The organism is Mesorhizobium sp. M1217 (assembly GCF_040318275.1).
GTDB lineage: Bacteria > Pseudomonadota > Alphaproteobacteria > Rhizobiales > Rhizobiaceae > Mesorhizobium.
In genome coordinates this window covers 28,634-42,453 of the sequence record NZ_JAMYMA010000033.1, presented here as the reverse complement: position 1 = coordinate 42,453, position 13,820 = coordinate 28,634, and the positions used below count along the sequence as shown (strand labels likewise).

Annotated in this window: 10 protein-coding genes and 1 pseudogene; 3 read left to right on the top strand and 8 right to left on the bottom strand. The window is 59.8% G+C overall.

The genetic code is table 11. The features are described 5' to 3' along the window. Positions 1-221 precede the first annotated feature (221 nt). A complete protein-coding gene (locus NKH37_RS32690; RefSeq protein WP_353042406.1) occupies positions 222-566 on the top strand; it encodes a hypothetical protein in 345 nt (114 codons plus the stop codon). 359 nt (positions 567-925) lie between these two features. Here the strand turns inward: NKH37_RS32690 and NKH37_RS32685 are convergent, their stop codons facing one another. The 4 genes from NKH37_RS32685 to NKH37_RS32670 form a co-directional block, all read right to left on the bottom strand. Continuing rightward, positions 926-2,383 (bottom strand): NAD-dependent succinate-semialdehyde dehydrogenase, encoded by a 1,458-nt coding sequence (locus tag NKH37_RS32685; RefSeq protein ID WP_352915666.1) that lies wholly within the window; start codon positions 2,381-2,383, stop codon positions 926-928. A 508-nt stretch (positions 2,384-2,891) separates the two neighbouring features. Then, the gene (locus tag NKH37_RS32680) at positions 2,892-4,313 is read right to left on the bottom strand and encodes a M16 family metallopeptidase (protein ID WP_353042404.1); all 1,422 of its coding nucleotides are present in this window, start codon (positions 4,311-4,313) and stop codon (positions 2,892-2,894) included. Positions 4,314-5,289: 976 nt separating this feature from the next. Continuing rightward, positions 5,290-6,114: an IS5 family transposase gene (locus NKH37_RS32675; protein ID WP_353042402.1), complete on the bottom strand. Its 825-nt coding sequence runs from the start codon at positions 6,112-6,114 to the stop codon at positions 5,290-5,292. 75 nt (positions 6,115-6,189) lie between these two features. Further along, on the bottom strand, positions 6,190-6,444 hold the full coding sequence (locus tag NKH37_RS32670; RefSeq protein ID WP_353042400.1) for a hypothetical protein: 255 nt from the start codon (positions 6,442-6,444) through the stop codon (positions 6,190-6,192). A 345-nt stretch (positions 6,445-6,789) separates the two neighbouring features. On the opposite strand from NKH37_RS32670, the gene NKH37_RS32665 reads away from it, so the two are divergent. Next, complete coding sequence (locus tag NKH37_RS32665; RefSeq protein ID WP_353042398.1) at positions 6,790-7,002, top strand: cold-shock protein; 213 nt, start codon at positions 6,790-6,792, stop codon at positions 7,000-7,002. Positions 7,003-7,215: 213 nt separating this feature from the next. Here NKH37_RS32665 and NKH37_RS32660 read toward each other — a convergent pair whose 3' ends face one another. Further along, a complete protein-coding gene (locus NKH37_RS32660; protein WP_023679671.1) occupies positions 7,216-7,686 on the bottom strand; it encodes a Ros/MucR family transcriptional regulator in 471 nt (156 codons plus the stop codon). Between the two features lie 1,337 nt (positions 7,687-9,023). Here NKH37_RS32660 and NKH37_RS32655 point away from each other — a divergent pair. Continuing rightward, complete coding sequence (locus NKH37_RS32655; RefSeq protein ID WP_352484878.1) at positions 9,024-10,079, top strand: cytochrome-c peroxidase; 1,056 nt, start codon at positions 9,024-9,026, stop codon at positions 10,077-10,079. 1,361 nt (positions 10,080-11,440) lie between these two features. Here the strand turns inward: NKH37_RS32655 and NKH37_RS32650 are convergent. From NKH37_RS32650 to pdxR, 3 genes and pseudogenes are all read right to left on the bottom strand, one after another. After that, positions 11,441-11,719: a phenylalanine--tRNA ligase beta subunit-related protein gene (locus NKH37_RS32650; protein ID WP_352842160.1), complete on the bottom strand. Its 279-nt coding sequence runs from the start codon at positions 11,717-11,719 to the stop codon at positions 11,441-11,443. Between the two features lie 325 nt (positions 11,720-12,044). Further along, positions 12,045-12,122, bottom strand: a pseudogene (locus tag NKH37_RS32645) (MOSC domain-containing protein); the annotation flags it as partial. A 158-nt stretch (positions 12,123-12,280) separates the two neighbouring features. After that, positions 12,281-13,777 (bottom strand): MocR-like pyridoxine biosynthesis transcription factor PdxR, encoded by a 1,497-nt coding sequence (gene pdxR, locus NKH37_RS32640; RefSeq protein WP_502906011.1) that lies wholly within the window; start codon positions 13,775-13,777, stop codon positions 12,281-12,283. Positions 13,778-13,820: the final 43 nt, after the last annotated feature.

The following is a 13,820-nucleotide window of genomic DNA, read 5'->3' as shown; positions in this document are numbered from 1 at the left end:
GCGCCCGGGATGCGCTTTGATCTCGGACCCGTGTTGGTGTTCTACGCCAAATCCGGCAATCCTCATCTCGATGAGGAGGAAGCACTATGAGCCCAAAGGTGCACCAGTGAGCTATCCCAATCTCGACCAGATCTGCGCGGCAATCAAAGCCGATGATGCCAAATATCTTTACTCGCTGTCACTGGCGACCCGAAGCCGCTATCAGACGGGTAGAGACCAGATTGGCGGACCTGAACCAACGCATCGTCGACACCCTGGCCCGCGCCTTTCGAGGACCGCTCGGCCGATTGCTTCCCAGCCCTTGCTGTTTCGTGCCGCAAATGCCGTGTGGGCTCGACTGCGCTGACCAACCTCTTCGGCATCGCGGGATTTCCGTCCTCCAGCCGGTCAAGACTGTCATGCGGTTCGAGGCGCTTGGTCAATCTGGCGCGCCCTGGATCGTGCGCCGATCACCGGAAATGTCGAATGCGAATGCCTGCCTGATGGTATCTTCGATTCTGTCCGAGCCTGTACTGGCGCGGCAGTCGGCCGAAGAACAAACTGAGCTACTGACAATCGGAAGGTAGCAGGTGCAAAATTCTGCCCCAGAAACCGGATATTGCGCACAACCAGCGTTCACGATCGCGATGGTGCACAAGCTTCCAACCAGACCCGCGCAAAGACAGCCCGTCGCCTGAAGATAGTCGGCGAGGGCCGCCAAATCCCTCGCAAGCGTATCCTCCGTCACATGCACGCCGTCTTCGCCGACAATGCAGACGCTTGTCTCGTCGAGAGATAAGTCCAGCCAGGGTGCTCCTTCAGGATTGCGTGTTTGCTCGGCTACGGAGCCGCCCCTCAGTTCCCAATCGAGGAGCGATCCTACAATTCACATATTTGGAGATCGCTCGCTAGGTTCCCCGGTCTGTGAACCCTGCAAGCCGAAAATTCAGATGCCGCCCATGCAGAGATATTTCATTTCGAGGTAGTCCTCGAGGCCATGGCGGGATCCCTCCCGCCCGATGCCGGACTGTTTTATCCCACCGAACGGCGCCGCTTCTGAAGACATCCGGCCGGTATTTACCCCGACCATTCCATATTCCAAGGCCTCGGCCACACGCCAGACACGCTTCAGGTTGGAGGCATAAAAGTAGGCCGCGAGGCCGTAGATCGTGTCGTTGGCCTCACGCACGACCTGATCCGCATCTTTGAAGCGAATAATTGGTGCCAGCGGCCCGAATGTCTCTTCTTGCGCGACGGTCATCTCGCTGGAGACACCGGTCAGGACTGTCGGTTGGAAAAACGTGCCATTCGTGCCGATGCGTTTGCCCCCGCATCGAATTGCGCCGCCTTTGGTGACGGCATCGGCAATATGGGACTCGATCTTGGCCAAAGCGTGCTTGTCGATGAGCGGTCCGATGTCCACTCCGGGAGCGAAACCGTCACCAACTTGAAGTTGGCGAGCCCGTTGCACGAATTTCTCGACGAACTCGTCGTGAACGCCCGACTGGACGTAAAGGCGGTTCGCCGAAACGCAGGTCTGGCCGGCATTGCGGAACTTCGCCTGGATCGCACCGTCAACCGCGGCATCGATATCGGCATCATCGAAGACGATGAAAGGTGCATTGCCGCCGAGCTCAAGGCTGACTTTTTTGATCTGGTCCGAGCACTGGCGCATGAGAAGGCGCCCGATCTCAGTCGACCCGGTGAAGCTGATCTTGCGGACCTTGGGATTGGTGCAAAGTTCGCGGCCGACCGCGTCACCTTCGGACGCATAGATCAGGTTGACGACGCCTTCGGGAAAGCCAGCCTGATGGGCGAGGGCGAACATTGCTCCCGCCACGAGCGGCGTCTGTTCAGCGGGCTTGAGGACGATCGTGCAGCCCGCCGCCAAGGCTGGCGAGATTTTGCGCGCCACCATCGAGGCCGGGAAATTCCATGGCGTTATCGTGCCAACAACTCCGATGGGCTGCTTGATCACCAGCATTCGGCGGTCCATCGATGGTGCGGAGATCGTCTCGCCATAGACGCGATTGGCCTCCTCGGCGTACCATTGCAGATACGCCGCAGCATGCGATATCTCCGACTTGGCTTCTGCAAGCGGCTTGCCCATCTCCGCGGTGAGAATCTCGGCGAGATCGTCGGCGTGGTCGATGATCAACTGATGCCATCGCCATAGAACGTCGCTGCGCTCACGTGCGGTCAGCCCTGCCCATCTAGGCTCCGCGACATAGGCCTTGTCGATCGCAGCGCATGTCTCCTCGACACCCATGTCGGGTAGTTCTGCCAGCACTTCGCCAGTCGACGGGTTGAGGACCTCGAATGTCCGCTCGCTAATCCGCGTGCCAAGTGCCGGCAGGCGATCAATGGGTCCAAACAGGTCGGGGGATCTCAGGTGACGGATCATCGGCAGGCACAGGGGCAATACCGGATTCCTCCTCAACGCAGCAGGTATATGTAGCAGGTGCGGTGTGTACTCCGCGACGTCCGGGTTCCTTATAGGGCCTCGGCCAGACAGCTGGTAGACCACGGTACCCGACTGGAAAGGGAGAATACCTGAATACGCTAGAAGATGCCTCGCGGTGCTACTAGTCGAACGATTAAACAACGGACATCGGCTTCGCCAGCCGCGCGGAGTGGATCCCGGTGGCCTGCGCCTACATCTGCGGACCACGAATCGGCGACTCTATCCACTCGAAGAGAGGCTGGCCTGGGGAGGAGCGCACCCCAATGATGACGCCTGAACCGGCAAATGCCTGGCAAGGTCCGCGAAAACCGCTCCTCGCGACTTTAAACAGATCCCGTTTACCCGGCGAGCGCCCGCAAGATGAGAAAGAGGATGGAGAGGAACAGGGTGGCGAAGGCGCGCCAAGGGAAGACCGGCCGGCGCATTTGCATGGGGATGGAGCTCATGATCAATTCCCCGCCTGTTGCTGCGGCAAAAGATAGCCTGTCGTCGAATGGTCGAGCACCAGATAACGCGCGGCGACCGCCTTGACCTCGTCGGGGGTGACCTTGCGGACGCGGTCCGGCCTCTCGAGCACGTCCTTCACATTGCCACCGGTGGTGAGCGTCTTGCCATAAATGTTGGCGATGTGGTCCAGATCGTCGTGCGCAAAAATCACCGAGCGGATATAGCGGTCTTTGGCCTTGTCCAGCTCGTCGCTGGTGACGCCATCCTTCGCGATCCGGGCGACTTCGGCAACGGCCGCCGCTTCGAGATCGACGAGCTTTGCATCGCCGCGCGGCGAGCCGGAGATGGTGAAATTGGTGTCGTCTAGCATGGTGCCCTGGAAGGAGGCGCCTGCCGCCGAGGCTATGCCTTGCTTGACGACAAGTTCCTGATATAGCCGGCTGCGGTTACCGCCGCCGAGGATCTCGGCCAGCAGGTCGAGCGCCTCGGCCTCGCCGGGCTCTGCCGTATGATAGGACGGCACCACCCATTTAGTGGAAAAGCTCGGCACCGAAACGCGCGCATCGGTCAGCGTCACTGTGCGCCTGGTGTTCTGCTCCGGCTCGACCGAACGGTTGCGCGGGGGCAGGTCCGGCCCGCGCACAACCTTGCCATAGGTCTTCTCGGCCAGCGCCTTCACCGTCTCAGGCTCTACGTCGCCGGCCACCACCAGCACGGCGTTGTTCGGTCGGTAGTATTTGTTGTAGATGGTGAATGTGTCTGTGCCGTTCAGCTTCTCCATCTCCTGCATCCAGCCGATGACCGGAATGCGGTAGGGCTGGTTCTGCCGCAACGTCGCGTTGACCTCCTCGTCCAGCAGAGCCTGCGGGTTCGTCTCTCTGTGCCAACGGCGCTCCTCCAGGATCACGTCGCGCTCGGTCTTGATATCATCGTCGTTGAGGATGAGGTTGAACATGCGATCGGCCTCGAAGCCCATCATCTCACCCAACGCCGAGGGCGCCACCGTCTCGAGGAAGGTGGTGTAGTCATAGGCGGTGAAGGCGTTATTGTAGCCGCCAATGGCTGAGACGGCTCGGTCGAACTCGCCGGCGGGGTGGTTGATCGTCGCCTTGAACATCAGATGCTTGAGGAAATGGGCAAGGCCGGATTTGCCGGGTGGCTCGTCGGCGCTGCCGATCTTGTACCAGACCATATGAGTGACGATCGGCGCGCGGTGATCGGGGATGACGACCACTTCCATGCCGTTGTCGAGCAGGAAATCGGTCACCTTGCCGCCGTCGGTGGCGGCCAGAGCCGGAGCGGTCGTCACCAGGGCCAGCGCGGTGGCAATGAACGCGTTGCGCAGCCAGGCGGACGATCGATGGCTCCGGTTGTGGTGGCTGGTCGAAAGGCAAGGTTCGAGGCAACGTGATTTGTTCCTCATTTTGATGAAGGCGCTGCGTCCCCGTCTCCCTGCGTGGGAGGATCGGCGGGCAGCGCCGAGCCAGATGAATAAGCTCTTCATGGTGCCAGGCCTTACTCGAGCCTCATCTTTGGATGGACCCAGGAGACCTGCGGCAGTATTTCTTGGTGAAGTGATCATTGGACGGATTCTCCTTGGTCCGCGACGGCCTTGCGAAGACCAAGCATGCACCGTGCCAGATCAGAAAACCGTTCGAGGCATGTGGACAAATCGGGCTCTGCCATGTTGCGCATCCGACATTGTCGGACATCGGACAGGGCCGAACGCGACGCGCGCGCGGCTGAGAATATCTTCTTCGTTCGGAAGACGATTGGGCGCGCTGCCGGGGGAGGGGTATAGGATGCGCTTCGAATGGCCGCTGCACTGACGGTGAGAATGGAGATGTTGGTCGCCCCAGCGGAACCCTGTCCTCGACAGCCAGACCGGGTCGATGCTGAAGGGCAGAGGCGTGAGCAGCCCAGCCAACTCGAGCGCGGAGCCTGCTCGCGCGCGAAGACGGATCTGATCAAAGATCGGCGAGTTGGGCGATATCCGCGAGGCGCTGGAAAACGAAGATCGTAGGACTCGGGCCGGAAAAAACGATGCGGTTGCGCGCTTCTGGCGTAATGCGCCCGCCGCGAGGCCGTTGAGCCTGATGAGTTGCTGCGGGAAAGGGGAGTGTTTGCGCGGGACCTTGGTCAAACGTAAGAAACAACCGTCGAGCTCGCCGTGGATGGGGGCATGCAGGCACGTTTGTCGCTGGAGGACAGCAGCACGGAAGGTGTCTGCGCTTGCCGTCGTCGCTGGGTACCAAACAGGAGAATTTGGCGGTCGCGCTCGAATTCATCTGCGTAAATACCGCCTGGCTGTGCTCGGTTTGCCGGCGAACAGATTTTGCCTTCTTTGCAGCTGCAAACGCATCGCTGGCGGCGTGGTCCCTAAGAGTCCGTTTTGAAATTCAAGGATGAGCGTTTCGGCGGATGAGGTTTGCGCCCATTGCGACGAGGATCATTGCGTGAGAGACGTCGATGCGCTGCTCGTAGTCGCGCACGAGGCGGCGCCATCTCGTCATCCAGCCGAAGGTCCGCTCGACGACCCAGCGTCGGGGCAAGACTTCGAAGCCCTTCTGGTCATCGGATCGGCGGATGACCTCGACCACGAAGTCCAGATAGGCGGCCTTGTCCATGAGCATTAGCCGATCATAGGCGCCGTCGGCGAACAGATGCTTCACCCAGGGCCAGCGCTGGCGGATACCATCCAAGATCGCCTGAGCGCCGGCGCTGTCGGAGATATCGGCCGGCGTCAAGTTGACCATCAACAGCCGCCCATCCGTATCGACTGCGATATGGCGCTTGCGTCCGACGATCTTCTTGCCGGCGTCGTAACCCCTTGTTCTTGCTTGCGGAGGCTTGACCGACTGGCTATCGATCACCGCCGCCGACGGGCTCGCCTCGCGCCCGGCCCGCTCACGATCCAGCATCAGCGCCACGTCGTGGATGGTCTGGAACAAAAATCGCCGCGCCAGCTCTCGAAACCAGCCATAGACCGTCTGCCAGGGTCCAAAGTGGATCGGCAGCATCCGCCAGCCGCAACCCGAACGGACCAGGTAGCGCACCGCATTGATCACCTCGCGAAAATCAACCTCGCGCGGACGGCCACGCCGCCCAGGCTTGGGCATCAGCGGCGCGAACTGCTCCCACTCCTCATCCGTCAAATCAGACGGATAGCGCTTGGTCTTCTTGGCGATCTGGGCCATCCGGCCGCGGCTCTGCTTTGTCCACATCCACAGCTTGAATCATAACCCAGCCTCAGACGAAACCCCAGCAAGCCGATTTTCAAAACGGCCTCTTAGCTTAGGTCAAGAGCATCGGGTGAGTAACAGCCTGATCCTGCTCAATCTGATACGCGCCAACCGCCTCGCCGGATTGTGGAACCGCTGGCGGGTAGCTTCTACCACAAACAGCAAGGTCATGAAATCAAGTAGGAAGTCATCGATCGCTTGGGCGATTGTTTCTGACTTGCCCTTGAACTGGTCCAGCAAAACGCGCGCGTTATCGATCGCTTCCACGCTGGTGGCATCGATTAACTCCTCGACCCTCTTGAAACAATCCAATTCGAAACTCCTTCAAGCGCTTGCCAAGCCGTTATGCACGAAGGTAGCTCCGTGAACCACCCGGCCTTTGACCTGGCGGCACGAGCAGCGGTCGGCCTTACGTCCCGTGCCTCCAAGCACCAGCCATAGACGTGGCGCTGAGGAGCGTTGGAAGGATCGGGCGCTTCCGGCCATGCTCGAGCGGTAGTGAAGGACACTGCTTGCTGGCGACTACGGCCAAAATGGAGTGCGCCAGCTGATCGGGGCTTAACAATTTTTCGCTTTTTGCTGCGCCCAAGTCTCGGCTATGAGTCGGGCAGGCCTAATGGCCTGCCCACGTTGCAATTGTTAAGGAGGAACACGTATATGCCTACTGGAACGGTAAAGTGGTTCAACAGCACCAAGGGGTTTGGATTTATCCAGCCCGAGAATGGCGGTCCGGATGTTTTCGTCCACATTTCGGCTGTCGAACGTGCGGGCCTCTCGACCCTCGCTGACGGCCAGAAGATCAACTATGAGATCGAGCAGGATCGCCGCACCGGCAAATCCTCCGCTGGCAGCCTCAGCAAAGCTGGTTGAAACGTCCTGGCAAGAGTGGGCGCGTAGGTCCGGAGGTCCTCACGGCCGATAGGAGCGAGCAAAAACTGAGGGCAGCAGATTGCTGCAGGCGTCGCGAATTCCTCATGAAACAAAGTTGTTTGAAAGGAAGGCGGGGTTGGCCCCGCCTTTTTATATGACGCGCAGATTAAGCCGATGGCTGCAACGCTCCAGAACGAATCTCCATTGCCGAAATCAAGCCGCGACCTTCTTGCGGGTTCGCTTCGTCGGCGCCGGCTCCGGCGCTTCCGGCGCTTTCGGTTTGCGGCCGAGCCCCATTGTCTTGGCCAATGACGAGCGCGCCGCGGCGTAGTTCGGCGCGACCATGGGATAATCCGCCGGTAGGCCCCATTTGGCCCGATATCCATCCGGCGTCAGCCCATAGTGGGTCGACAGATGGCGCTTTAGCGATTTGAATTTCTTCCCGTCTTCAAGGGAGATGATGTAGTCCGGTGTCACCGACTTCCTGATCGGGACTGCAGGCGTAAGGGCAACCGGCTCTTTTGCAGAGACACCTTCCGCCGTCCCTTTCAGAGCCGCGTGCACTTGGCCGATGAGGGCAGGGAGATCCCCCACCGGGATCGGATTGTTGGAGACATAGGCTGAGACGACATCGGCCGTGAGCTCGATGAGGGTGTCGATGTTTTTTTCGGCTTCTTCTGTCATGAAACTCTCCAGGCGGCGTGAAACACAGTCGGCGAAGCGTCGCTTCATAGTGGCGGTCGCCGCTGAAAGCAACCAAGGTCTCGACAGGGTTATTGCGATGCTCGTCCAGCAGCGAGATCTATAGCGCGGTATCGCGCCGTCATGACCGTTGATGCGTTCCGTTGTTGGCGACCTGCCGCGGTGCTTGCGCATTTTCAGGCGCGTCTCGGCCGTAAGCTTTGCGCCAGACGACCAGCAATCTCGAAACGAAGCGGGCTGTTTCTGTTCGCCATCCTCTCTTTGGCTGTGAAATCGGTGGCAGAGCAGTGGCCGCTGATTTTCTCAACGAATTGCCAGAAGATCGCAGAGACCGGATCTACGAAGCCGCCCTCACGGCGTGCTTTGATGCATAGAACGGACGAAAACCTGCGAGCGCAGCGCGCAAGACTCTTTTCCGCTTTGCGAAACAGGTCGTCATATTGGAAGATGCAACCTCCGCGATGCAATGCCTCGCTGCCGGCATGTCGGGCAGTGGAAAAGCGCAAGTATAGGCGTCGCAGTCGTATCTGAAGCCGGAGCGGGAACGCCGACGAGGTTATTGTATCGAGATTTCGCCGGCATCTGGAGCGTACTATAGCGAACAGACAATATTTTGCGCGCTATGGCGACGTTAATCATCTTGTTGTAAACCAGCTTCTCGCGACAGGACTGCAACGCTTCCGGTGTGAAAATCACTGCGTGAGACTTGGTTCCCTCAAATTCATGATGGTAAATTGCCGTGTAGTTATTGCAAAGCAGTTGTCCCATTGAAGCAAGATGATAACGAAGCCAAAATTGTGCTCCATCGTCTGCCAATATTCGCTTGATGGAGGCTATAGGCCTCACAAGCTAATCAAAACAGCTACTTGGGCGCCCTTTGAAATTCGTTTAATTTCGCTCACCCCAAACGGCCCTCCACAGTCGAAAATAAGATTGTCCCGCAAAGGGTGCTACAAGACGCGACCGCGGATCGTTTGGGCCAACGTCGATCTGGCGAAGGCCCGGAAATGGAGCAGGACCTGCAGCGGAACAGATAACCGGCCCCCAACCGAAATCTGACACGGCGGCGGACCCGATTTCTTCTTGGTAGAAGGCGCGGAGAACCGGAGCACGGCTCCGGCGCCGAAGGTTGCCGAGCAGGGATCCTCCTCCTCCTCCCTGAAGTCCAATCGAGAAGAGCGATCACTTCCAAGAGGGTCCCAGCTCTGCCGCGAAAACAGGTGTCAGACCCCGGTCCTCTCCCGCAGCTGATCTAGCGCAGGGCGTTCATGAGCCGCATATCCCAGAGTGGCTGCGTGCACGATGCAGCGAGATCATTTATGAAAATCCTATTTAGTACGATGGCTGTCCCCTTGCTGGCAGCCACCGCTTTTGCTGCGGATTCGATCCCCGCAGACCTCAGAGAAACGGCACTGGCCACCTTCAGGGCTTTGCCATCCACCACGCCGGCAGTCGCCAACAACCCGATCACCCCGGAAAAGATCGCTCTCGGCAAGGCACTGTTCTTCGATCCACGCGTTTCTGCGTCAGGCGTCTTGTCGTGCAACTCGTGCCACAACCTGGCCACCGGCGGCGACGACAATCACGAAACCTCGATCGGCCATGGTTGGCAGAAGGGGCAGCGCAACGCGCCGACTGTACTGAACGCTGTCTTCAACATCGCCCAGTTCTGGGATGGTCGTGCCGCAGACCTGAAGGCTCAGGGGAAGGGACCGGTCCAAGCCGGCATCGAAATGGCCAATACACCGGGCCAAGTCATCGCCACGCTCAAGTCCATGCCGCAATATGTCGAGTGGTTCGATGCAGCTTTTCCGGCTGAAGCCGATCGGGTCACCTTCGACAACTTCGCCAAGGCAATCGAAGCCTTCGAGGCGACACTGGTCACGCCGGCCCCCTTCGACAGCTTCCTGAATGGTGATGAGCTTGCCATGACTTCCGAACAGAAACAGGGCCTGGCGCTTTTCATGGACAAAGGCTGCTCGTCCTGCCATGCCGGCATCAACGTTGGTGGGGAAGCCTATTACCCATTCGGCCTCGTGGAACAGCCCAGCGCCGAGGTCCTGCCGGAAAAAGACAAGGGCCGATTTGCGGTCACCAATGCAGCCGACGATTCCTATGTTTTCCGCGTGGCGCCGCTGCGCAACGTTGCACTCACCGCGCCATACTTTCATTCGGGCAAGGTTTGGGATCTGAAACAGGCCGTTGCCATCATGGGAACCACCCAGCTTGGCGTGGTACTGGCGGACGAAGAAGTCGACCTGCTTGTTGCCTTCCTCAACTCGCTGACCGGAAAGGCACCCGAGTTCGCCTATCCCATCTTACCCGCCGAAACGGCGACAACACCCCGGCCTATAACGCAGATCTTAGGAAAATAAACGGCCAGCTGACTGCGGAACATCGCAATTGACAATGATTGCGACTTTTACTGGACGAGACGAGTCGCGACGTCCATGAGAACGCAAATGGCTCGTTTCCAAAGTGCAGACACTGCTTCCGTCACCAGCTCGTTGCGATGGAAACATGTTTGGGATCTGGCGTGCGACATGCCAAGGAAGGCGTCTGACGCATGAGGCTCGCGCGCTGTCGATACCGCGCGGCGGCCGGCCATCGCGCTGGCGGCCGAATTGCCGCGCGCCGAAGTGATCGGCCCCCTAGGGCGAAGGGGCAGCCACTCCGTCCTCCATGTCCAGCGATTCTTCGACTGCTTCCGGATTCCGGGCGAGGTCCAAAGGAGAGTATTCGCCGCTGCATCCGGTTTCGAGCGACCTTGCTCCCAGTTTCGAAGCGTTGCCAGATCGAGGCCATACCTCACGGAGAATGCCTCCTGAGAGAGCTTCGTGCGATCCCGGACTTCGCGAACACTTATCGGCCGCGGCGCATGAACCTTCGCGATCACGCCTGCGGACGATAGTTCATTCTTCAGTGCCAATAGGTCGTCGACGCAAGGAACCGTCACGAACGCCTTGCCGTGATCGACCATCTCCGTGAGTATCGCGTGGGCCGTCCTGAGCGGCAGCTGTCTCTTAACGAGAATCCGGGCGGCCTCAGGAGTATTCGCGCCGTGAAGAAAACTGAGGCTCAGTCGGACGGGAGAGCATGACGACACCGGGGCGACGTCCCGGGTTCGCACCCGTTGTCCGTACCGCTCCATGAATTTCGATTTAGTCGACATTAAGCTTCTCCGCGATCACTCGACCGAGCTTGCGCAATTTGGACCATCCCCACTGGAGGCATCGCGATAAAAGTACGCCAAACAACGCTAAGGGAGAACAAGCAGTGATCTGATTTCGTTCGACGCTCGTTTTCGAGAGCCGTTCTGGGTCGTTCGCAATCAACTGTGTAGGCCAGCGGAGCGAGCAAGGAGCGCCAGATCCGGACAGGGCTGAGTGGGGTGTTTCTCCGAAAGGTGGGCCATGCCCTAAGGGACACGAGATGTAGTGGACTCGTCGATCCACGCGGTTTCGATTCGCGCACCCGGGCACAACGCTTGGATAAGTCCCATCAAATGCTCTCCGGTGCCCGTCATCTGTATAGCTGACATTGGGCCGAGGGCTTCCAGCACGAGCCACATGGCGCGGGTATCGACCGTGACCCATGGTGCGCCGCCCCTGCCGCCAGTTCCAGCGGCGGCACGTGACACCGGAATCATCGCACCAGATGACTTCGCCCGGTTCGGGATGCTCGGTTACCATTTCACCTTGCTCGATCGTGTCGAATGGCTCCGCTCCCTTCGCAATTAAAAGTCTCGGGACCCCTGGTAGAGATCGAGATCTTCCCCGCCAATCGGAACGCCATACAACACGCTGACGGCATTGTAGGCATCAACCAGTGGGGAAATCCGCGGGAGAGAGCCATCTTTCCGCACCCGCTTGAGAAGCGCGGCGGCCGAGCACGGCGTTCGATTGGCCTTTGTGCCGAAAGCCTCGTAGGCAACGGCCCACGCCGCAAGACGCGCGTCCCTTTGGGCGTCATCGCGAAGCGCCGCCTGTTCCGCCGCCGCAATCGTGTCGTTCAACGCCTGTGCATCCGGCACGTCGATTCCAGCGTTCCGCACCACGATGCTGATCAGATGAAAATCCCGGTAGCGGGCCTTGATCTCGGGGCAATCAATCGCGTGAAAGACATGGGATGCTCTTTTCTCATGGGGAGGCTTTGCGCTGCGGGTGGTTCGGGAAATGTTTCAAGAAAGGTGCTTGTCGAGCGTCCAGATCTTCTGGCGTCGGCATGGTGCATGCCGCACCATGCGCTGGATAATTCCATCATTCGGCGGTGGACAAGGCCTGATAGAGATCGTCGATTATGTCTTGCGGGTGCTCGAGCCCACGTCCGGCAACAAGCTACGCCTCCTCCAGATCCTCCATTTCATAGAAGGCAGCGGGCGCGATATGGATGTGAAGCAGCTTTCCTTGCCGGGTCATGCATCGCTTTCGGAAATTCGTCTCGCACGAAAATCTGCCGCCAAACTGGCCTGATCAATAGCATGGTATGGCGTTTTCCCAGTCCAGTTGGCTTTGCAACGAAACGCGGTTCAGCCCAAGGGTCGGTTTCCTCGCCAGCACGCCACGTCCCCGCCGTTTTAGCCACCGTGTCCCGGCAACGCGTCTTGTACCTGCCTGACAACCGCTCGCAGGACCTCAACGCCCTTCTCGATCTGCCGAATGCTCAAGGCGGCATAGCCCATGACAAGCCCCATGCGATCGATGTGGCCTTCGTCCGACTGCCGCTCGTAAAGGGGCGAGATCAGGTGTAGCCCCAGGCCCGCGCCTCGGGCGGCTTCGACCAGGGTCGTTTCCCGCGATCGCGGCAGTTCGTCGAACCAAACGACGACGTGCAGACCGGCCTCTGCTCCCTGGACAGCGATGCGATCTCCGAAGCTGCGCCGCAAGGCGCCCAACAACGTCCCCCGACGCTCGCCGTTCAGCCTGCGCACGCGCCGCACATGGCTTTCGTAGCCGCCACTCTCGATCAAAGAGGCCAGAGCCTCCTGTTCAGCCACCGGCGAATGCCGGTCCGCGAATTGTTTGGCGGTTGCGAAGACCTCCTGCAATTCCGGCGGGACGACGAGGTAGCCGATACGCAGCATCGGCGAGAGCGTTTTGGAGATCGTGCCGAGGTAGATGACAGCCCCGTGGTCCTCGATAGTGTGCAGCGGAGGGACCGGATTGATGTCGTAGCGATATTCGCTGTCGTAGTCGTCCTCGATCACATAGGCGTTGTTGTGCCTCGCCCATTCCAGAAGCTGGTGGCGGCGCGCGATCGGCATGACGCCGCCCAGCGGAAACTGATGCGATGGCGTGACATAGGCCAGTCGCGCCCCGATCCCCGCCAGCAACTCCGTCTTCATCCCGTCCTCGTCGACGGTGACCGGGATGGGCGAGGCACCCGTGCTGGCAAAGACCTGACGCGCCATCCTGTAGCACGGGTCCTCGATGACAAAGCGGTCGGCGGGATCGAGAAGCAGGCGCGCGCACAGGTCGAGGCCCTGCTGCGGACCGTTGACGATGATTATTTGCTCGAGGTCGCAGCTCAGGGTTCGGGCGCGCCAGAGATAGCCCTGGAGCGCCTGGCGCAGCCGGCGCGAGCCGCGCGGATCGTCATAGGCAAGACGCAACGGGCGCTGCCCCATCGCCTCGTTCATCGCACGTTTCCAGACCAATGCGGGGAAGTCTGACGGCGCCAGGTCGCCATAGCGGAAATCGACCTTCAGCCCAGTCGGCAGATAATCCGGCCAGGGCGGCGTGACGCGCAGTCGGCCCCCATAGGCGGACAGAAGAACCGGGCCGACCCGTTTCGCAGGCGTGCGGCTTGTCCCAGGACCGATCAACGAAGATGCAACGCGGGGTCGTGCGCCTTGACGGACGTCGATGAAACCTTCTGCGGTCAGTTGGTCATAGGCGACCGTCACCGTCGTTCGCGAAACCCCAAGGTCATTTGCCAGGCCGCGGGAGGACGGCAGCTGACTACCGGTTTCATAGACGCCGCCGAGGATTTGCTCGCGAAGAGCCTCGTAGATCTGGCGTGCACCCATCGCGTGCGAGCGACCTGCAGAACCGGCACTTGAAGACTGGACCATTTCATTCATCGCCAACTGGATATTTCACATTGGCCAGTTTGCC